Origin of the sequence: Streptomyces sp. RKND-216 (genome assembly GCF_004795255.1) — a bacterium.
Classification (GTDB): domain Bacteria; phylum Actinomycetota; class Actinomycetes; order Streptomycetales; family Streptomycetaceae; genus Streptomyces; species Streptomyces hazeniae.
Genome location: NZ_SSBQ01000002.1, coordinates 3141659 through 3162614, shown reverse-complemented (window position 1 = coordinate 3162614; position 20956 = coordinate 3141659). Strand labels below are relative to the sequence as shown.

At 70.2% G+C, this 20956-nt stretch carries 10 protein-coding genes and 3 rRNA genes; 5 read left to right on the top strand and 8 right to left on the bottom strand.

Going from position 1 to position 20956, the window contains the following annotated elements; all coding sequences use genetic code 11:
* The first annotated feature begins 71 nt into the window (after positions 1 to 71).
* Positions 72 to 332: a hypothetical protein gene (locus tag E4198_RS14130; RefSeq protein ID WP_247597682.1), complete on the top strand. Its 261-nt coding sequence runs from the start codon at positions 72 to 74 to the stop codon at positions 330 to 332.
* Positions 333 to 397: 65 nt separating this feature from the next.
* On the opposite strand, the gene rrf is transcribed toward E4198_RS14130, so the two are convergent.
* The 4 genes from rrf to E4198_RS14105 form a co-directional block, all read right to left on the bottom strand.
* Positions 398 to 514 (bottom strand): 5S ribosomal RNA (gene rrf, locus E4198_RS14125).
* A gap of 127 nt (positions 515 to 641) precedes the next feature.
* Positions 642 to 3766 (bottom strand): 23S ribosomal RNA (locus E4198_RS14120).
* Positions 3767 to 4083: 317 nt separating this feature from the next.
* Positions 4084 to 5612: ribosomal RNA gene (locus tag E4198_RS14115) — 16S ribosomal RNA — on the bottom strand.
* Together the 16S, 23S and 5S rRNA genes form the textbook arrangement of a ribosomal RNA operon.
* A 540-nt stretch (positions 5613 to 6152) precedes the next feature.
* A complete protein-coding gene (locus tag E4198_RS14105) occupies positions 6153 to 6692 on the bottom strand; it encodes a MarR family transcriptional regulator (RefSeq protein WP_136183455.1) in 540 nt (179 codons plus the stop codon).
* Between the two features lie 190 nt (positions 6693 to 6882).
* Here E4198_RS14105 and E4198_RS14100 point away from each other — a divergent pair, with 190 nt between their 5' ends.
* Positions 6883 to 8241 carry an MFS transporter gene (locus tag E4198_RS14100; protein ID WP_136183454.1) on the top strand — a complete coding sequence of 453 codons (1359 nt, stop codon included), beginning with the start codon at positions 6883 to 6885 and terminating at the stop codon, positions 8239 to 8241.
* A gap of 39 nt (positions 8242 to 8280) precedes the next feature.
* Here E4198_RS14100 and E4198_RS14095 read toward each other — a convergent pair whose 3' ends face one another.
* Together E4198_RS14095 and E4198_RS14090 are read right to left on the bottom strand one after the other, a co-directional pair.
* Positions 8281 to 10071: a SpoIIE family protein phosphatase gene (locus tag E4198_RS14095; protein ID WP_210732825.1), complete on the bottom strand. Its 1791-nt coding sequence runs from the start codon at positions 10069 to 10071 to the stop codon at positions 8281 to 8283.
* 210 nt (positions 10072 to 10281) lie between these two features.
* Positions 10282 to 11685, bottom strand: coding sequence for an NAD(P)/FAD-dependent oxidoreductase (locus E4198_RS14090; protein WP_348771302.1), 1404 nt, complete (start codon positions 11683 to 11685; stop codon positions 10282 to 10284).
* A 340-nt stretch (positions 11686 to 12025) separates the two neighbouring features.
* Between E4198_RS14090 and E4198_RS14085 the strand changes: the two genes are divergently transcribed.
* Together E4198_RS14085 and E4198_RS14080 are read left to right on the top strand one after the other, a co-directional pair.
* A complete protein-coding gene (locus E4198_RS14085; protein ID WP_136183452.1) occupies positions 12026 to 12787 on the top strand; it encodes a helix-turn-helix domain-containing protein in 762 nt (253 codons plus the stop codon).
* Between the two features lie 124 nt (positions 12788 to 12911).
* Positions 12912 to 14876 carry a sigma-70 family RNA polymerase sigma factor gene (locus E4198_RS14080; RefSeq protein WP_136183451.1) on the top strand — a complete coding sequence of 655 codons (1965 nt, stop codon included), beginning with the start codon at positions 12912 to 12914 and terminating at the stop codon, positions 14874 to 14876.
* A gap of 268 nt (positions 14877 to 15144) precedes the next feature.
* Here E4198_RS14080 and E4198_RS14075 read toward each other — a convergent pair whose 3' ends face one another.
* Positions 15145 to 15834, bottom strand: a complete 690-nt coding sequence (locus E4198_RS14075; protein WP_136183450.1) for a hypothetical protein — start codon at positions 15832 to 15834, stop codon at positions 15145 to 15147.
* A gap of 427 nt (positions 15835 to 16261) precedes the next feature.
* The gene (locus E4198_RS14070) at positions 16262 to 18718 is read right to left on the bottom strand and encodes an asparagine synthase-related protein (protein ID WP_136183449.1); all 2457 of its coding nucleotides are present in this window, start codon (positions 18716 to 18718) and stop codon (positions 16262 to 16264) included.
* 637 nt (positions 18719 to 19355) lie between these two features.
* On the opposite strand from E4198_RS14070, the gene E4198_RS14065 reads away from it, so the two are divergent.
* Complete coding sequence (locus tag E4198_RS14065) at positions 19356 to 20840, top strand: MFS transporter (RefSeq protein WP_136183448.1); 1485 nt, start codon at positions 19356 to 19358, stop codon at positions 20838 to 20840.
* Positions 20841 to 20956: the final 116 nt, after the last annotated feature.

The window sequence follows — 20956 nt, the reverse complement described above, 5'->3', positions numbered from 1 at the left end:
GCGCCGCCCGGCGCGGTAACGGTACTGCCAAGATCACACATCTCGGCGAAGGCGCCTCTAGCGTCCGTGCCATGGGAGCCGTGGATCTGAGCACCCTGACCGGCCGCGCCCTCGAAGCGCGGATCAGCCGCGGGGTGGCAGACCGGTGGGAACACTCGACCGTGGACTTCGTGCGCTTCCGGCCGACCGATGTCACCCGCTACGTACTGCGGCCGGACCGGGTGCACCGCTGGGCACCGCTGGCTCCGAGCCTCTTCCACCTGGCTCTCGTTCACGTGCATTCCCGCACACCGGTCGAACGGGCGGAGGCGCAGGTCATCCGCCGGCTCTGAGAGCACGGGCCCACAAACACGTCGACCCCCCCAGACAGAGTCTGGGGGGTCGACGTTCAATGATTGTTCGGCGGCGTCCTACTCTCCCACGAGGTCCCCCTCGCAGTACCATCGGCGCAATAAGGCTTAGCTTCCGGGTTCGGAAAGTAACCGGGCGTTTCCCTCACGCTATGACCACCGAAACACTATGAAACACACAAACACCGGGAGAACAACCGCAACCCCCACACACCACCAAAGGCGGGCAAGGAATTACGGGTTCTCGACCTGGTTGTGGTCTCAGAACCCACACAGTGGACGCGAGCCTCTATGGACAAGCCCTCGGCCTATTAGTACCGGTCACCTCCACCCATTACTGGGCTTCCAGATCCGGCCTATCAACCCGGTCGTCTACCGGGAGCCTTAACCCCTCAACGGGGGTGGGAGTCCTCATCTCGAAGCAGGCTTCCCGCTTAGATGCTTTCAGCGGTTATCCCTCCCGAACGTAGCCAACCAGCCATGCCCTTGGCAGAACAACTGGCACACCAGAGGTCCGTCCGTCCCGGTCCTCTCGTACTAGGGACAGCCCTTCTCAAGACTCCTACGCGCGCAGCGGATAGGGACCGAACTGTCTCACGACGTTCTAAACCCAGCTCGCGTACCGCTTTAATGGGCGAACAGCCCAACCCTTGGGACCGACTCCAGCCCCAGGATGCGACGAGCCGACATCGAGGTGCCAAACCATCCCGTCGATATGGACTCTTGGGGAAGATCAGCCTGTTATCCCCGGGGTACCTTTTATCCGTTGAGCGACGGCGCTTCCACAAGCCACCGCCGGATCACTAGTCCCGACTTTCGTCCCTGCTCGACCCGTCAGTCTCACAGTCAAGCTCCCTTGTGCACTTACACTCACCACCTGATGACCAACCAGGCTGAGGGAACCTTTGGGCGCCTCCGTTACTCTTTAGGAGGCAACCGCCCCAGTTAAACTACCCACCAGACACTGTCCCTGATCCGGATCACGGACCCAGGTTAGACATCCAGCACGACCAGAGTGGTATTTCAACAACGACTCCACCCAAGCTGGCGCTTGAGCATCACAGTCTCCCACCTATCCTACACAAGCCGAACCGAACACCAATATCAAGCTATAGTAAAGGTCCCGGGGTCTTTCCGTCCTGCTGCGCGAAACGAGCATCTTTACTCGTAGTGCAATTTCACCGGGCCTATGGTTGAGACAGTCAAGAAGTCGTTACGCCATTCGTGCAGGTCGGAACTTACCCGACAAGGAATTTCGCTACCTTAGGATGGTTATAGTTACCACCGCCGTTTACTGGCGCTTAAGTTCTCAGCTTCGCCATCCCGAAGAATGACTAACCGGTCCCCTTAACGTTCCAGCACCGGGCAGGCGTCAGTCCGTATACATCGCCTTACGGCTTCGCACGGACCTGTGTTTTTAGTAAACAGTCGCTTCTCGCTGGTCTCTGCGGCCACCCCCAGCTCAAGGAGCAAGTCCCATCACCAGACGTGGCCCCCCTTCTCCCGAAGTTACGGGGGCATTTTGCCGAGTTCCTTAACCATAGTTCACCCGAACGCCTCGGTATTCTCTACCAGACCACCTGAGTCGGTTTAGGGTACGGGCCGCCATGAAACATCGCTAGAGGCTTTTCTCGACAGCATAGGATCATCCACTTCACCACAATCGGCTCGGCATCAGGTCTCAGACACAAGCCAGGCGGATTTACCTACCTGACGTCCTACACCCTTACCCCGGGACAACCACCGCCCGGGATGGACTACCTTCCTGCGTCACCCCATCACTCACCTACTACCAGCTCGGGCCACCGGCTCCACCACTCCGACTTCATCCGAAGAATCCACCGGCGGCTTCACGGGCTTAGCATCACTGGATTCGATGTGGGTCGCTTCACAGCGGGTACCGGAATATCAACCGGTTATCCATCGACTACGCCTGTCGGCCTCGCCTTAGGTCCCGACTTACCCTGGGCAGATCAGCTTGACCCAGGAACCCTTAGTCAATCGGCGCGCACGTTTCTCACGTACGTATCGCTACTCATGCCTGCATTCTCACTCGCATACCGTCCACAACTCGCTTCCACGGCTGCTTCACCCGGCACACGACGCTCCCCTACCCACCCACACGGTCGTTGGACCTATTGTGTGAGTGACACGACTTCGGCGGTGTGCTTGAGCCCCGCTACATTGTCGGCGCGGAATCACTTGACCAGTGAGCTATTACGCACTCTTTCAAGGATGGCTGCTTCTAAGCCAACCTCCTGGTTGTCTCTGCGACTCCACATCCTTTCCCACTTAGCACACGCTTAGGGGCCTTAGTCGATGCTCTGGGCTGTTTCCCTCTCGACCATGGAGCTTATCCCCCACAGTCTCACTGCCGCGCTCTCACTTACCGGCATTCGGAGTTTGGCTAAGGTCAGTAACCCGGTAGGGCCCATCGCCTATCCAGTGCTCTACCTCCGGCAAGAAACACACGACGCTGCACCTAAATGCATTTCGGGGAGAACCAGCTATCACGGAGTTTGATTGGCCTTTCACCCCTAACCACAGGTCATCCCCCAGGTTTTCAACCCTGGTGGGTTCGGGCCTCCACGAAGTCTTACCTCCGCTTCACCCTGCCCATGGCTAGATCACTCCGCTTCGGGTCTTGAACACGCTACTCAACGCCCTCTTCGGACTCGCTTTCGCTACGGCTCCCCCACACGGGTTAACCTCGCAACATGCCGCAAACTCGCAGGCTCATTCTTCAAAAGGCACGCAGTCACGACACAGCAAGCAAGCTTGCTGTGCGACGCTCCCACGGCTTGTAGGCACACGGTTTCAGGTACTCTTTCACTCCGCTCCCGCGGTACTTTTCACCATTCCCTCACGGTACTATCCGCTATCGGTCACCAGGGAATATTTAGGCTTAACGGGTGGTCCCGCCAGATTCACACAGGATTTCTCGGGCCCCATGCTACTTGGGTGCCGCACAAACGAGTTGCAGATGTTTCAGCTACGGGGGTCTTACCCTCTACGCCGGGCCTTTCGCATGCCCTTCGCCTACACCCACAATTTATGACTCGCCCAGCCGCCGGCAGACAACTGAAGTACGGTCCCACGACCCCGCATGCGCAACCCCTGCCGGGTATCACACACATACGGTTTAGCCTCATCCGGTTTCGCTCGCCACTACTCCCGGAATCACGGTTGTTTTCTCTTCCTGCGGGTACTGAGATGTTTCACTTCCCCGCGTTCCCTCCACACACCCTATACATTCAGGTGCGGGTGACAGCCCATGACGACTGCCGGGTTTCCCCATTCGGACACCCCCGGATCACAGCTCGGTTGACAGCTCCCCGGGGCCTATCGCGGCCTCCCACGTCCTTCATCGGTTCCTGGTGCCAAGGCATCCACCGTGCGCCCTTAAAAACTTGGCCACAGATGCTCGCGTCCACTGTGCAGTTCTCAAACAACAACCAGCCACCCATCACCCCGAGCAACAACCCGAGAACACTGGGACCGGCACCAGAGGAAGACGACCACACGGCCGCACCCTCAGACACCCAACAGCGCGCCCGACACCCACCCCGAACCCCTCTCGCTTTCCACGCCGAAGCAGTACTCACAAGAAAGACCCGAAGGCCGATGCCGAATAGTCAACGTTCCACCCATGAGCGACCACCGCCGGACACGCGCCGGCGTAATGGCTCTGGACCACCAGACCACAAAGGCCCGGCAGCCAGCTGCTCCTTAGAAAGGAGGTGATCCAGCCGCACCTTCCGGTACGGCTACCTTGTTACGACTTCGTCCCAATCGCCAGTCCCACCTTCGACGATTCCCTCCCCACAAGGGGGTTGGGCCACCGGCTTCGGGTGTTACCGACTTTCGTGACGTGACGGGCGGTGTGTACAAGGCCCGGGAACGTATTCACCGCAGCAATGCTGATCTGCGATTACTAGCGACTCCGACTTCATGGGGTCGAGTTGCAGACCCCAATCCGAACTGAGACCGGCTTTTTGAGATTCGCTCCACCTCACGGCATCGCAGCTCATTGTACCGGCCATTGTAGCACGTGTGCAGCCCAAGACATAAGGGGCATGATGACTTGACGTCGTCCCCACCTTCCTCCGAGTTGACCCCGGCAGTCTCCCGTGAGTCCCCAACCTCCGAAGAGTTGCTGGCAACACAGGATAAGGGTTGCGCTCGTTGCGGGACTTAACCCAACATCTCACGACACGAGCTGACGACAGCCATGCACCACCTGTACACCGACCACAAGGGGGCGACCATCTCTGGCCGTTTCCGGTGTATGTCAAGCCTTGGTAAGGTTCTTCGCGTTGCGTCGAATTAAGCCACATGCTCCGCCGCTTGTGCGGGCCCCCGTCAATTCCTTTGAGTTTTAGCCTTGCGGCCGTACTCCCCAGGCGGGGAACTTAATGCGTTAGCTGCGGCACGGACCACGTGGAATGTGGCCCACACCTAGTTCCCAACGTTTACGGCGTGGACTACCAGGGTATCTAATCCTGTTCGCTCCCCACGCTTTCGCTCCTCAGCGTCAGTATCGGCCCAGAGATCCGCCTTCGCCACCGGTGTTCCTCCTGATATCTGCGCATTTCACCGCTACACCAGGAATTCCGATCTCCCCTACCGAACTCTAGCCTGCCCGTATCGAATGCAGACCCGGGGTTAAGCCCCGGGCTTTCACATCCGACGCGACAAGCCGCCTACGAGCTCTTTACGCCCAATAATTCCGGACAACGCTCGCACCCTACGTATTACCGCGGCTGCTGGCACGTAGTTAGCCGGTGCTTCTTCTGCAGGTACCGTCACTTGCGCTTCTTCCCTGCTGAAAGAGGTTTACAACCCGAAGGCCGTCATCCCTCACGCGGCGTCGCTGCATCAGGCTTGCGCCCATTGTGCAATATTCCCCACTGCTGCCTCCCGTAGGAGTCTGGGCCGTGTCTCAGTCCCAGTGTGGCCGGTCGCCCTCTCAGGCCGGCTACCCGTCGTCGCCTTGGTAGGCCATCACCCCACCAACAAGCTGATAGGCCGCGGGCTCATCCTGCACCGCCGGAGCTTTCCACCACCAGACCATGCGGCCGGTGATCATATCCGGTATTAGACCCCGTTTCCAGGGCTTGTCCCAGAGTGCAGGGCAGATTGCCCACGTGTTACTCACCCGTTCGCCACTAATCCACCACCGAAGCGGCTTCATCGTTCGACTTGCATGTGTTAAGCACGCCGCCAGCGTTCGTCCTGAGCCAGGATCAAACTCTCCGTGAATGCTTCCCGGATATCCGGGTCGACACATCACGAGAGCGGAACCGCCGGAGGAATAACCCGACGATCCACAGCGTCCTCGCTGTTGTGTTTCAAAGGAACCACGCCCCCACAAAACAGGGGGACGGGGTATCAACATATCTGGCGTTGACTTTTGGCACGCTGTTGAGTTCTCAAGGAACGGACGCTTCCATCGGAACCCTTTCACAGGATCCTCCGGGCGCTTCCCTTCGGTGTTTCCGACTCTATCAGATCTTCTTTCCCGATCTGACCCCCTGTCGGCGGGGCACTGCTGGGTCCTGCTTTTCCGCCTTGCGGCGTGTCCACCACGTTAGAGGATTTACCCGCCGGCTCCAAATCGAGCCTTTCGAAAGAAATTCCGGCATGCCGAAATCGCTCCCGATGGGAGATCGCACTGCGTAGTGGATGCCGTCATACGACGGCGGAATCGGTCACCCGGAGGACCAAAGGCCCCCGTGGCAACCCGATGAACATTACGCATCCGGTTGGTCCGTGTCAAACGCCCTCGGCGGGGCGCGCGCTTCAGCCCAGGTCGGTCAGGCGGCCGCTCGCGTCCGGCTGTGCGTCCTCGACCCGGCGCAACAGACGGGTCAGGAGCTCACCGAGCACGGCGCGTTCGGCAGGAGAGAGGTCCTGGAGCAGTTCCTCCTCGAAGACAGAGGCGCTGCGCATGACCTCCAGCCACTTCTCCCGGCCCAGGTCGGTCAGTCCGATGATCACGCGGGTGCGGTTCTCCTCGTCGCGCTCGCGCGTGACGAGCCCGGTGGTGAGCATGCGGTCGATGCGGTGGGTCATGGCCGCCGCGGTGAGGCCGAGACGTTTGGCGATCGTGCCGGGCCAGAGCTGGTAGGGGTCGCCGGCCATGACCAGCTCCTTGAGCACCTCCCACTCGGCGCTGCCCAGCCCGAGGGTGCCGAGCTGCCGCCCGTAGGCCACGCTCATGCGCCGGTCCAGCCGGGAGAGCGCGTTGACCACCTTCTCGACCTGGGGGTCGAGGTCGCGGAACTCGCGCTGGTAGATGGCGATCTGCTCATCGAGGGGCGGCTGGTTGTCCGGCGGCATGGTGTCGAGTATCGCACGAACCCGATTAGCGTCGAAGACCTGCGATGTGTAGTGTTTAGCTTCGAACTTTAGCTCTGAAGTATCCGTCTTCGAAGCCCACCCGCACGTCCGGGAGCCGGACTGCGTCCTTCCGTGTCGCGGTCGTCTCCCCGCTGCGGGCACGGGCTTCGACCTGCCTGGGAAGGTGAGTGTGACTCTCGAGAAGGGCGCGAACCTGCGCCGCATCCAGCTCGGCAACGCACTGTCGGCGTTCGGCAGCGGCTTCACCGTGCCGTACCTGTTCCTCTATGTGGCTCAGGTACGCGCGCTCGGTTCCGGTACGGCCGGCGCCGTGCTCGCCGTTTTCGCCGCCGCTGCGCTGCTGGTTCTGCCCCTGGTGGGGCGGGTCATCGACCAGCGCGGGCCGCTGCCGGTGGCGCTGGTCGGTGTGGGCGCGACCTCCGTGGGTGCGCTCGGGGTGGGTGTGTCCGACACCGCGCCGTCCGTCCTGGCCGCCGCGGCGCTGATGGGCGGTGGCATCGCCGTCATCCAGCCCGCGCTGGCGACCATGATCGTCTGGTCTTCGACCACGGCCACCCGGTCACGGGCCTTCGCGACCCAGTTCCTCCTGCTCAATCTGGGCCTGGGGCTCGGAGGGCTGCTGGGCGGGCAGATCGTCGACGAGCACCAGCCCTCGTCGTTCACCCTGCTGTTCTCGATCGAGGCCGTGATGTACCTGGTGCTCGGCGGCGTGCTGCGGACCGTGCGGCTGCCCAAGCCGGGCGGTGCCACCACGGGGATGTCCACCACGGAGGCGGACCGGCCCGGCGGCGGATGGCGGCAGATGCTGTCGCACCGGGCGATGCTGCTGCTCTGCGTCATGGGCTTCGTGCTGTTCTTCACCTGCTACGGGCAGTTCGAGTCCGGCCTGGCCGCCTACGCGGTCGAGGTCACCGGCATCTCGACGTCCACCCTGGGCGTCGCGCTCTTCGCCAACACCTCGGTCATCGTGGTCGCCCAGTTCGTCGTGCTGCGGCTGGCCGAGGGCCGGCGCCGCAGCCGGATCGTCGCCCTGGTCGGTCTGGTGTGGACGGTGGCCTGGCTGGCGGCCGGCGTCTCCGGCCTCGTGCCGTCGGGCCAGGCGGTGGCGACCGCGCTGCTGATCTCCACCTACGCGCTGTTCGGTCTCGGCGAGGCGATGCTGTCGCCCACCGTCGCTCCGCTGGTCGCAGACCTGGCGCCGCAGCGCATGGTCGGGCAGTACAACTCGGCGTTCGCCCTGGTGAAACAGCTCGGTGTGGCGGTCGGCCCGGCCGTCGGCGGCCTCATGGCCGCTCAGGGCCTGCACGCCGCGTACATCGTGATGCTGGTGCTCTGCTCGCTGGGCATCTCGGTGCTGGCCCTGTGGATGGGGCGGCACCTGACCGCGGAGCAGGACAACCCTTCGGTGGCCGGCGGCTCGCGGATCATCCGCACGGGCGGCCCCTCCGTGCAGCCGGGGGCGGACACGACGGAGGGGCACGCGGCGCCCCCCGCCGGTGCGACCGCGGTGGTGCACACCGCGAGTTGACCCCGCCGCATCCGGGGCGGGGGCGCGCCGCGCGTACGGTCAGCTGCCGGCGGGCAGGGCGAATTCGCACCAGACGGCCTTGCCGCCGCCCTGGGTGCGTCGCGAACCCCACGACGAGGCGACCGTGGCGACGATGGAGATGCCGCGCCCCGCCTCGTCCACCGGGTCGGCGCGGCGGCGCCTCGGCAGATGGTCGTCCCCGTCCGTGACCTCCACGATGAGCCGCCGGTCGGTGCGCCGCAGCCGGAGCCGCATCGGCGGGGTGCCGTGCTGGAGAGAGTTGGCGACGAGTTCGCTCGCGGCCAGCACTCCCAGGTCCTGCACCTCGGTGGAGAACCGCCAGGAACTCAGCACGCCGGAGGCGAACGCGCGGGCGCGCGGCGCGGCTTCCTTACCGCCGAGCAGGTCGAGGGAGGCGCCGCGGAAGAGCTCCGCGTCGTGCCCGGTGCGTTCGGGGTGCTGGAGGACCAGCACGGCGACGTCGTCGTCGTGTTCGGCGGTGATGCGCAGGGCGCGCAGCATCCGGTCGCACACCACCTCCGGGGGCCCGGTGGCGCCCGCGAAGGCCCGCTCGAGGACGGCGAGCCCTTCGTCGATGTCCGCGTCGCGGCGTTCGACCAGGCCGTCGGTGTAAAGCAGGGCCGTGGCGCCCTCTTCGAGCGCGAGCGAGCCCGAGGTGTGCAGCCAGCCGCCGGTGCCCAGCGGCGGGCCGGTGGGGTCGCTGGCGGACTGCACCGAGCCGTCGGCCGCGCGGACCAGTATCGGGAGGTGTCCGGCGGAGGCGTAGTACAGCCGGCCCTCGCTGGGGTCGTGCACGGCGTAGACGCAGGTCGCGATCTGGCTGGCGTCGATCTCGGAGGCCAGACCGTCGAGCAGCTGCAGCACCTCGTGCGGCGGCAGGTCCAGTCGGGCGTAGGCCCGTACGGCTGTGCGGAGCTGGCCCATGACGGCGGCGGCCCGGACACCCCGCCCCATCACGTCGCCGATGACGACGGCCGTCCTGCCCGCGCCGAGGGTGATGACGTCGTACCAGTCGCCGCCGACGGCGGCGTCCGTCCCGCCCGGTTGGTAGGTGGCGGCGACGCGGAGTTCGTCGGGCTGCTCCAGTTCCTGCGGGAGCAGGCTGCGTTGCAGGGTGACGGCGGCCTCGCGCTGCCGTCGTTCGCTGCTGCGGACCCGCTCGGCCGACTCGACCTGGTCGGTGACGTCGGCAGCGAAGATGAGCACGCCGCCGCCGCCGGCCGCGGGGATGGGCGTGCAGGTGAAGGTGTAGTACGCGGTGCTGCGCGGCCCGTGCGCGGGCGCCACGCGGCGGGACTTCACCGTGCGAGGGCGCCCGCTGCGCAGGACCTGGTCCATCAGCGGCAGGAGTCCGAGCTCGTCGAGTTCGGGCAGTGCGGTGCGGGCGGGTTCACCGCCTCTGCGCGGGCCGAAGACCTCGGCATAGGCGTCGTTGACGTAGGCGATGCGGTGGTCCGGACCGTGCACCACGGCCACCAGGGCGGGGACCTGCCCGAGAAGGTGGTGCACGGTGAGCGCCTCGATGGCGCCGGGCAGCTCGGGGTCCGCGCCCTCCGGCCCGCCGCGCCGACTGCGCCCGGCCCGGCCCTGCTTGGGGCCGTTGCGCTCTCCCCGGCCCGTGTCACCTCCGTGCGGTTCGCCGTGGCCGGCGTCGGTGCGGCCGGATTCGCCGCGGGCGGCCGGGACCGTGCCGGAGGCACCGGTCTGCGAGCCGGACGGCTGCCGCACTTTCGTGCCCTTGGCGGCCTGCGCGGCGGCGGTGCGCCGCTGGGTGCCGGGCAGTCGGGCGCTCCAGCGCGTGAAATTCACGTCGTCCGAATCCTCGCATGTGTCCTGAGCGTCGCCGCGTCGCGCGGTGAGCGCCGGTGTCGTCGTTCTTGCAGCGGCCGACGTGTCCGTCACCGTGTGCCGGTGCCGCCTTCACCCATGGTCACACGTCCAGTGTGACCCACCGCGCTGACACCCCTGGCGGGCGCGGACGGGCGGCTCGTTCCCACCGCGGCGCCGGATGCGGACCGTTCAGCTCGCCTCGGGGTGGCGGCCCGTGCCCGCCGCCAGTTCGAACTCCGCCCTGGGGTGTTCGAGTGAACCGAGCGAGACGATCTCCCTCTTGAAGAGACCGGAGAGCGTCCACTCGGCGAGCACCCGGGCCTTCCGGTTGAAGGTCGGGACACGGCTCAGGTGGTACGCGCGGTGCATGAACCAGGCAGGGTAGCCCTTCAGCTTGCGTCCGTACACATGGGCAACGCCCTTGTGCAGACCGAGGGAGGCGACCGAACCCGCGTACGCGTGGCGGTAGTCGGCGACCTCGCCGCCGTTGAGGACGGCCGCGACGTTGTCGGCGAGTACCCGGGCCTGGCGTACGGCGTGCTGGGCGTTGGGGGCGCACTCGGGCTTCCGCTCGGAGCCGTCGGCGTTGCGGCCGCCGCCGTTGCCGTTGCCGTTGCGTTCGGCGGCCAGGTCGGGGACGGCGGCGGCGTCGCCGGCCGCCCAGACGTGGTCGGTTCCGTCGACGCGGAGCTGCGCCGTGCAGCGCAGCCGCCCGCGGTCGTTGAGGGGCAGCCCGGTGGCGGCGAGGATGGGGTGCGGCTTGACACCGGCGGTCCACACGAGCGTGCGGGAGGGGTGGCGGGAGCCGTCGCTCAGCACCGCGACGCGCTTCTCGCACGTCTCCAGGCGGGTCTCCAGGCGCACGTCGATGTTCCGGGCGCGCAGCTCGCGCAGGGCGTACCGGCCCATGTCCTCGCCCACTTCCGGCAGGATCCGGTCGCTGGCCTCGACCAGCAGGAACCGCAGGTCCTCGGGCTTGAGGTTGTGGTAGTAGCGGCAGGCATAGCGGGCCATGTCCTCCAGTTCGGCGAGCGCCTCGACGCCCGCGTAGCCGCCGCCGACGAACACGAAGGTGAGCGCGGCGTCGCGCACGTCCGGGTCGCGCGTGGAGGAGGCGATGTCGAGCTGCTCCAGGACGTGGTTGCGCAGCCCGATGGCCTCTTCGACGTTCTTGAAGCCGATGCCGTGCTCGGCGAGGCCGGGCACGGGGAGGGTGCGGGACACGGATCCGGGTGCGAGGACGAGTTCGGTCCAGGTCACCTCGAGCGGACCGGAGCCCTCCTCGGCGGTGGCGAGGGTCTCCACGGTCGCGACGCGGGCCTCGGGGTCGATCGTCTTGACCTCGCCGACGACGACCTGGCAGTCGGGCAACGTGCGGCGCAGCGGTACGACGACGTGCCGCGGCGAGATGGAGCCGGCCGCCGCTTCGGGAAGGAAGGGCTGGTACGTCATGTATGGCTCGGGGTCGACCACGACGATCTGGACGTCGCCCTTCCGGAGCCGCTGCCTGAGTTTCCGTTGCAGGCGCAGCGCGGTGTACATGCCGACGTATCCGCCGCCGACGACGAGAATGCGCTCAGGTTCGTTCGTCACTCGTCCATGACGCACCCCGAGCGCCATGTTTGTCCACAGGTCCGCGCGGATTGTGTGACAGATGGAGGCAGAAGTTCCGCTTGCTTGCGGCATTCGGGTGAGGTGGGATCTTCGCAGCTCAGAGACGAGATTCGATGATCGTCCGGAGGGCGCGGGGAGGGCGGTGAACGCGCCGGACGAGGTGGTGAAAGCGGCGCACGAAAATTGCCCCTTCTCTCTTGACGTGGGCTCAACTATGTTCGTAAGCGGACGGGGGCGGCTTCCTATGCGTTGTCCGTAGGGCAAGACCACACATGGGGCGGGGGTCTCCGGGGGGAGACACCATCACCGGGGGAAATACATGAGTTTTCAGGGGATTCAGGGCTCTTCTTCACGTTCCGCTCCGCTGCGGGTGGACGCCCAGCGCAATCTGGAGCATGTGCTGCGGGCGGCGCGTGAGGTGTTCGGCGAGCTGGGGTACGGCGCGCCGATGGAGGACGTCGCCCGCCGGGCGCGCGTCGGGGTGGGGACGGTCTACCGCCGGTTCCCCAGCAAGGAGGTGCTGGTCCGGCGGATCGCCGAGGAGGAGACCGCGCGGCTGACGGAGCAGGCGCAGACGGCTCTGGGGCAGGAGGACGAGCCCTGGTCGGCGCTCGCCCGCTTCCTGCGGACGTCGGCGGCTTCGGGAGCCGGGCGGCTGCTGCCGCCCCGCATACTGCGCGCCGGGGCCGCGCGCGACGCCGCGCGGGAACGGACCCTGGTGCCGTCCCCGCGCGACGCCCCGGAGCAGGACGGCGGCAGAGCGGGGCGGTCCGGGCAGCCGGACCTGCGGCTGGTCGAGCGGGTCCCTGCGGGGGGCGCCCCGGCCGGCCGCGAGGAGGCCGGACCCGACGGGCTCGGCCCGGACGAGACCGACCCGCTGGGCGTGGAACTCCTCGACGTCGTCGGACAGCTGGTTGAGCGCGCCCGCGCCACGGGCGGGCTGCGCGAGGACGTCTCCGTCGGTGACGTGCTGCTGGTGATAGCCACAGCGGCGCCCACGCTGCCGGATGCCGCGCAGCAGACCGCCGCTTCGGCCCGGCTGCTGGACATCCTGTTGGACGGACTGCGCGCCCGGGACTGACGTCGAACATGCCCCGGAAGGGTGAACGGCCCTTTCCCGAGCCCTACTCGGGGGCCTCCGCTGTGGCAGGCTGTGCCGGATCACCGGAGTTCGCGCGGCAGCAGCCGGTTCGGGGGCGTGCGGGATGGGCGTTGAGGGCGACGGGCAGCCGTCGGACGGCGAGCTGCGCCGGGGCGGGACGGGCGAGTCGACGGTCCCGCCCGTGCCCGGGCAGGGAGGCCCGGTCGACGCCGTTCCGCCGGGCCGCTCCGCACCGCCCGGCGGCGGGGACGCCACCACGGGAGGTGCAGGGCCCGACGGCGCGGAGGCGGACCAGGCACCGGCAGGGCGTTCCGTCCCGCAGCAGCGTGAGTGGCGCGGCGCGGGGCGTTCCGAGTCCGGCGGCAGCCCGGCGGAGTCCGACTCCGCGCTGCTCCGCCGGATGCGGGGCGGGGACACCACCGCGTACGAAACGCTCTACCACCGCCACGCTGCGGCCGTCCGCCGCTACGCGCGCACCTGCTGCCGGGACGCGCACACGGCGGAGGACCTGACCAACGAGGTGTTCGCCCGCACCCTCCAGGCCGTACGGGCGGGGGCGGGCCCCGACACGGCGGTGCGCGCGTACCTGCTCACCTCGGTGCGCCGGGTGGCCGCGGCCTGGGCACGGACCGCGAAGCGGGAGCACCTGGTGGAGGACTTCGCCGCCTTCGCCCAGTCGGCGGCCGGGGTCTCACGCACCGTGCCGGGGGGTTCGTCGCCGGACGAGGAGACGTTGTCGCTCGGCGCGGACGTGCGGGCGATGCAGGAAGCCGACCGGACCATGGCCGTGCGGGCGTTCCGCAGCCTGCCGGAGAAGTACCAGACCGTGCTGTGGCACACGACCGTGGAGGAGGAGTCGCCCAGGGACGTCGCCCCGCTGCTGGGACTTTCCGACAACGCGACGGCGGTGCTCGCCCACCGCGCACGGGAGAAGCTCAAGCAGGCCTACCTCCAGGCACACGTGAACCGGGCCAGGACAGAGGGCGGCGCATGTGCCAGGTACGCCGACCGGCTCGGGGCCTACGCGCGCGGCGGCCTGCGCATGCGCGCCGAACGCGGGCTGCGCAGGCACCTGGAGACGTGTGCGGCCTGCCGGACGGCGGCGCTCGAGGTCGTGGACCTCAACGCGCAGATCAGGCTGCTCGTGCCGGTGGCCTTCCTGGGCTGGTTCGGTGCGGCGGGTGGGGCGAAGGCGCTCGGCCTGCTCACGGGCGGCGGCGCGGTCGCCGGGGCCGCGGCGACCGGCGGTGCGGCGGGCGCGGGCGCCGCGGGTGGCGGCGCCGTCGCCGAAGGCGTGGGCGCACCCGTGAAGATCGGTGTCGCGGCGGGCGTCGTGACGGCGGCCGGGGTAGCCGTGGCCCTGACCCTGATCGGTGACGACCAGCCGGCCCCCGCACCGCAGGCCAAGCCCTCCGTCGCCCCCGCCGCCCCGTCGCCCCCACCCCGCTCGCCGCAGCCTGCGCCCGAGCCGGAACCGCCCCGGCCCGCCGCCCCCGTGGACCGGCCGGGGGCCGAGCCCCCGGCCGCCGCGCCGCGCCCGGCCCCGGGGCCGTCGTCCCGTCCACCGCGGCCCCAGCCCGCCCCCGAGCCCCCGGCGCCCTCTCCCCCTTCGCCCACCCCGACTCCGACGTCTCCGCCGCCCGCCCCGGAGACCTTCCGGCTGGAACGGCTCGGCTGGGACACCGCACGGCCCGGCCCTCGCGGAGACGCCCCCACCTTCCGCGCCGGAGAGAGCAGTTGGCTGTGGCAGCGCTACGGCGGCGTGCGCGTCCCTGCCCCCTCGTCGGTGACCGTCGACCTCAACCGCAGCTGCACCTCCTACGACGCCCTGGCCCGCGTCGATCGGCTCACGCTCACCGACCGTGCCGTGCGCTTCGCCGTCTTTGGTGACGGGTCACGCCTGTGGCAGTCGCAGCCGGTCCGGCGCGGCGCCACGCCGGTACCCGTCCGGGTACCGCTGACCGGGGTGCGGACGGTACGGCTGGTGGTGCAGCCCGTGAGCCCGCAGGGTCCGGCCGACCGCCTGCTGCTCGCCGACTGGGCGGACGCGCGGATCAGCTGCCGTTGACCGTACGGCCCGCCGGGCGCGGCTCGGAAGTGTGGTCGGGGGCCTCGGAGCCGCCGCCCGCGCCGGCGAGTGCGTCCAGCAGCCGTACGGCCTCGTGCACCTCCAGCGCCGGACTGCCGTGTCCGCCCCCCGTTCGCTGCGGCCGCCCGCGCCCGCACCCACGCGTCCTCACGCCGTTCGGGCACGCTCGCGGCCAGTGCTCCGCGCATCGCCCGCCCCGCGTCCGCGAGGCGCAGCGCCTGGGCGGGATGCCCTACCTGCACGGCGATCACCGCCGCGTCCAGCAGCACATGGGCCACCAGCGCGTCGGGGGCGGTGCCCCGCTCCACGAGCCGCAGCGCATTCCCCACCTGCGCCAGGGCCTGCCGGGCCCTCCCGGCGAGGGGGGTGATCCGTGCCCCGAGCGAACCGATGGCGATGGACAGCACGTCGGGCGGCGAGCCGTGGCAGGCGTACGCGCGGGTCTGCTCCCACAGCGCGCGCCCGCGCTCCGCATCGCCGCGCTCCAGGGCCGGCAGGGTGCGCACCAGCGAGGCGTACGTGCGGGCGTCGGCGACGCCGAGGCGTTCGCCCTCCTCCTCGGCGTCGCAGCGTCATTTTCTCCGCCTGCCCGCTGTCTCCCTGCCGGTACCCAGGTCTCGGCGATGCGGGCGAGCAGGAACGGCATCTCCAGGAAGGCGCCGAGTTCCTGCGCGTACCGCAGCGCGGTCTCGATCTCGGCGCGGGCCCGCTCGTAGTGCCCGCGCGCCGTCTCGATCTCGGCGCGGAGCCCGCAGACCTGCCCCAGCAGCCAGCGGTCGCCGGTCGTCCCGGACAGTGCGTCGATCTCGGCGAGGTCGGCGGCGGCGCGCTCGAACCCGCCGGGGGTGCCGAAGCGCAGGTGCGCCCGGAAGAGGAGCACGATCCCGAGCTCCCACGGCCCGGCCAGCGCACGGCAGTTGGCGACGCTCACGTCCATCAGCGGCAGCACGGCCTGCGGTCCGCCCTCCAGATACGCGGAGAACGACCACAGCAGGCCGGGGAACCGGGTGCTCTCGGGGGTGGGTGCGCTGAAGGTCTCCAGCCACCCGGTCCCGCGAGACGCTGCCGGGGCGGCTGGAGCGGGGTGAGGCGTCGTCCTCAGCCCCGGCCGGTGGCCGTGCCACGCCCGCCGGGCGGAACACCCCGGCGCCCGACCGGACTGCCGCGCCGCAGTGGGAAGAGCCGACACCTCGTCCTCGCCTCGCCGGCCACGCCCTTCGGGCCATGCCGAGGAGCCCGCACGGACAGCGCATGCCTCCACCGCGGCGGCGGGAGGACCCGAGGGCGGTACGCGGCCCCGGCCGCCGGCCGTCCGGTCCGACGACAACGGAAGGGCCGCGCAGCTCTCGCGGCCCCGGAGCGGGTCAGAGCATGGGGCGGTCGGGGGTGGGGGTGACGACGGCGGTGGCGGCGCGCTGGCGGGGGGCGTCGGCGCCGGTCCAGCAGGTGCCGCGGCGGGCGATCAGGCGCTGCAGCCAGATCTCCGTGGACACCAGGTCGGCCAGCCCGTCCAGCGGGACGCGCTCGCCGTCGGCGGCGGCCAGGAGTGCGCGGCGGACGACGCGGGCCTCGATGAGTCCGGCCTCGGCCAGCAGCGGGGCGGTGAAGAGGTCGGCGAGCGGGTCGGCGGCGGCGCGGAGACCGGCCCGCGCGGAGGCGTGCTGGCTGGCGTGCGAGGGGGCGCCCCACCCGGAGGGCACGTCGTGCACGCCGGCGCCCGCCAGCACCGCGCGCAGTACCGACGCGCGGGCGCCGGGCTTCACGCGGGCGGCCTCGGGAAGTTCGCGGCAGGCGCGCACGACCTGGTTGTCGTAGAAGGGCGCGTGCAGCCGCTGGTTGCGGATCTCGGCGGCCTGTTCGAGCACGCGGTGGTCGGCGGCCTGGCGGGCGAGTGCCGCGCGGGCGCGACGTTCGCCGGGGCGTTCGACGATGGGCCGGACACGCGCGGCGCCCTCCAGCAGCAAGGAGACCTCGGCGAGAGCTTCGCCGGTCATCCAGCGGGCGGCCGGTCCGGGACGGCACCAGGTGAGGGCTGCCAGCGAGAGGTCCAGGGTGCTGGTGCCGCCGGTGCCGCGCGTTCCGGCGGACGAAGGGCCGCCGCGGGCGCGGGGGATGCCGGCGGCGGCGCCGGTGACGCGTCCGTCGCGGAGCTGGGCGGCGGCGGCCTCGACGCCCTCGCGGTAGGGGGTGCGGGCGAGGCGGCGCGCGGCGCGGTAGACGGTGACGGGGACGAGTACGGAGCGGCCCGCCCCCGGGACGGCGCCGGTTGCGTGCGCCGCGTGGGCCGGGTCGGCGGCGTCCGCTCCGTCGGCCCGGTCGCGTTCGGCGGCGCGTTGCGCGGCGCGGAGACCGGCGCGTTCGGCGCCTTCGGCGCGGGCCAGCGCGGCGACGGGCCGCAGCAGGTGGCGGCGTCTGCGGTCGAGCAGCAGGTCGGCGAGGCGCGCGGGGTGGGCGTCGAGGACCTGGCGGGCGCCGAGACCGACGAAGTGGTCGGCGCTGCCGGCGGCCAGGCGTCTGCGGTGCCGTTCGGCGGCGACGAGGGAGGGCCCCGGCTCGTCGGTGAGAGGGCCGCTTTCCAGATCGGCGTACGGCAGGCACTCGTCGCCGCCGGTGACGACGATGTGGTGCAGGCGGGGGTTCTCGGCGAGGAGCCGGGCGCGTTCGATCTCGGCTGCGCGGCCTTCGGCCGCGCCGGCGGCGGTCAGGTCGTTGAACGTGACGGCCAGGAGGCGTTCCCCGGCCGACGCGGTGCCGGTGCCGTGGACGGTGCCGGGCATGCCGGGCAGCCCGGCGGCGAGCAGCGCGAGCGTGGCGGACGCGGGGCCGCCGGACAGGTCGGCGCCGATGCCGGGCTCGGGGGCGCCGCGCGCGGCCCGCCGGTCGGCGGGACCCATGCCGGGCACCGGGCCGGGGTCGCGTGGCCCCGGGGGCGTGAAGTCGTGTTCGGAGGCGTGCCGGGGTGCCGCGAGCCGGGCGCGTACGGCCGCGACCAGCGCGTCGCGCACACCGGCGACGGCGAGGTCGGGGTCGAGCGGCGGCGGGGCGGAGACGGCGAGCGAGGCGGTGGGTTCGTAGCCGACGATCTCGCGGCTGCTCTCGCGCAGGACCAGCGCGTGGCCGGGGGGCACGCGTCGCACGCCTGCGTACGGGGTGCCGTCGCCGAGTGCCTCGGGCGCGTCGGGGCAGGCGAGAAGCGCGGCGAGGTGGGAGATGTCGAGTTCGGCCTCGATGAGGTCGGCGAGCGGGAGGGCAGCGGTGGCGTAGGCGGTGCCGCCCGCCCAGGGGGCGTGGAAGACGGGCCGCGCGCCGGCCAGGTCGGCGGGGACGGTGGTGCGCCGTCCGATGCGGACGACCACGGTGTAGCTGCCGGGCCAGGCCGTCAGGTGGCGCAGCGCGCCGCCGCGCGCGGTGTACAGGCCGGCCCGCAGCTCCTCGTCACCGGCGCCACAACTACCCAGCACCGCGAGGCGGTTGCCACCGTCGCCGTGCACGACGCGGACCTCGTCGGGTCTCCAGTCGCCGACCGCCCACAGCGGATCGCTCTCGCCCGGTCCGCCCCACAGCAGTTGCCCGCCGACGGGGCGTACCGTTTCGCCGCTCACCTCGCCGGGGACACCGGCGAGCCCTCCGTACGCCCCGGCAGGGCCGTACGCGGTCCCCGTCCCGTGACCGCCGGAGCCGTACGACCCGCCTGGTCCGTAGCCGCCGGAGCCGTGGCCCGCGTGGCCGTAGCCGCCGGAGCCGTACGCTCCCGCTCCCGTGGGGCCCGGGACGCCCGCGGGACGCGCCGCAGGGCTGTTCCAGCCCACCAACCACCGCATGGCCGCCCGCCTCCGCCCGTCAGGTCCAAGCTCGAACAGGTCCGCAGGCTCGCAACGTTCAAGGTTCCGGTGCTGCTGCCAGCCGCTTGTAGCGACCATGCTGCCACGCCTCGGGCGCATCGGAGGGGGATAGGGGGCGCACGTTTGCGTGACGTGCACCGCTCGCGCGCCCACCGACGTGGGGGGCGGCGGGTGGAATATGCCGGGGGAGTCGACCGGTGTCATTTCGGCCAGATTGTCGGCCCGGGAGGCACCCACCGCCCCCCGGACCGCGCCGCCGCCCGCGGGGAATGGGGTCGGCGGTCTCCCCGGCCCGCCGGTGCAGAGCGGCGGGCCGACCCACGCGGGACCCATGGAAGCGCTTCCGGGCCTTCCACCCAAGGCGCACGGGCGGGCGCACGGCCACACTCCGGGGGCACGTGACGGGTACGTGCCCGGGGCCGTGCGCCACGGGCACGAATACGCCAACCGCCGCCGCTCCTCTTAACGGTAGGGATGCGGCGAACTACTGTGGGTGCAGTACTTTCCCGCGCCACGGCGTGGCGGGAGTCCCCGGCCCGCCCGGCGAACCGGTCGGCGCGGGCGGGGAGTTCCGCGTGTGCCGGATGCGCGGCCGTCGCTGTGTCAGGGGTGCCGCATGTCCAGGGAGCAACGCGGGCCGAACGATAAGCTCGGCACCGTACTCACCCTCGCCGGGATCAGCAACGCCGGACTCGCCCGCAGGGTCAACGACCTGGGCGCACAGCGGGGTCTGACGCTCCGCTACGACAAGACGTCGGTGGCGCGGTGGGTGTCGAAGGGCATGGTGCCTCAGGGCGTCGCGCCGCACCTCATCGCCGCGGCGATAGGCAGCAAGCTGGGCCGGCCGGTGCCGCTGCACGAGATCGGGCTCGCCGTGTCCGACCCGGCGCCCGAGGTCGGGCTGGCCTTCCCGCGCGACGTGCGCGACGCCGTGAAGTCCGCGACCGACCTGTACCGCCTCGACCTGGGCAATCGGCGCGGCGGCGGCATCTGGCAAACGCTCGCCGGTTCCTTCGCGGTGAGCGCGTACGCCACCCCCACCTCGCGGTGGCTGATCACGCCCGCCGACAGTTCGGTGGCACGTGAGCCCGCCCAACTCGCCGATGCGGCAGCAGACCGCGAGGACCCGTCCGCCCCACGGCAGGAGGCCGCGGGCCAGGGCGACGCGTCGGCAGCCGCGTCGCTCCGGGTCGGCCACACGGACGTCGCCAAGCTGCGCGAGGCCGCCGAAGAGGCACGTCGCTGGGACTCCAAGTACGGCGGCGGCGACTGGCGTTCGTCGATGGTCCCGGAGTGCCTGCGGGTGGACGCCGCCCCGCTGCTGCTCGGCGCCTACTCCGACGAGGTCGGCCGTGCGCTGTTCGGCGCCACCGCCGAACTCACCCGCCTCGCCGGGTGGATGGCCTTCGACACCGGACAGCAGGAAGCCGCCCAGCGCTACTACATCCAGGCGCTGCGCCTGGCCCGCGCCGCCGCGGACGTGCCGCTCGGCGGCTATGTGCTGGCCTCCATGTCGCTGCAGGCCACCTACCGGGGTTTCGCCGACGAGGGCGTGGATCTCGCGCAGGCCGCCGTCGAACGCAACCGCGGTCTGGCCACCGCGCGCACCATGAGCTTCTTCCGGCTGGTGGAGGCCCGCGCACTGGCCAAGTCCGGCGACGCGCAGGCGTGCGAGGCGGCGATCACCGCGGCGGAGGGCTGGCTGGAGCGCGCGCGTCCGGGCGACGCCGACCCCTCCTGGCTGGACTTCTACTCCTACGACCGGCTCGCCGCCGACGCCGCCGAGTGCTACCGCGACCTGAACGCCCCGCGCCAGGTCCGCCGTTTCACCGAGCAGGCGCTGTCCCGGCCGACGGAGGAGTTCGTGCGCTCGCACGGCTTACGGCTGGTGGTGTCCGCCGTCGCCGAGTTGGAGTCCGGCAACCTGGACGCGGCCTGCGCGGCGGGCACACTCGCCGTCGAGGTCGCGGGCCGCATCTCCTCCGCCCGCACCACCGAGTACGTGCGCGACCTGCTGCACCGCCTGGAGCCGTACGGCGACGAGCCCCGGGTCGCGGAGCTGCGCGAACGGGCGCGTCCCCTGCTCAAGACCCCGGCGTGACGGGGCCGAGGACCCCGCCGTGACGTCCGGGCGCCGCACCGCCGACCACCCCAGCCGCCACCGGGCGGACCCCCTCCGCCGCCGTCCGCCCCCCTGCCGCACGCATCAACCACGCC

What these genes read in the sequence shown, in the direction of transcription:
- E4198_RS14130 (WP_247597682.1), top strand. Translation starts at nt 72, where the DNA reads ATGGGAGCCGTGGATCTGAGCACCCTGACCGGCCGCGCCCTCGAAGCG.
- E4198_RS14105 (WP_136183455.1), bottom strand. Translation starts at nt 6,692, where the DNA reads ATGCCGCCGGACAACCAGCCGCCCCTCGATGAGCAGATCGCCATCTAC.
- E4198_RS14085 (WP_136183452.1), top strand. Translation starts at nt 12,026, where the DNA reads ATGAGTTTTCAGGGGATTCAGGGCTCTTCTTCACGTTCCGCTCCGCTG.
- E4198_RS14080 (WP_136183451.1), top strand. Translation starts at nt 12,912, where the DNA reads ATGGGCGTTGAGGGCGACGGGCAGCCGTCGGACGGCGAGCTGCGCCGG.
- E4198_RS14075 (WP_136183450.1), bottom strand. Translation starts at nt 15,834, where the DNA reads ATGGACGTGAGCGTCGCCAACTGCCGTGCGCTGGCCGGGCCGTGGGAG.
- E4198_RS14070 (WP_136183449.1), bottom strand. Translation starts at nt 18,718, where the DNA reads ATGCGGTGGTTGGTGGGCTGGAACAGCCCTGCGGCGCGTCCCGCGGGC.
- E4198_RS14065 (WP_136183448.1), top strand. Translation starts at nt 19,356, where the DNA reads ATGTCCAGGGAGCAACGCGGGCCGAACGATAAGCTCGGCACCGTACTC.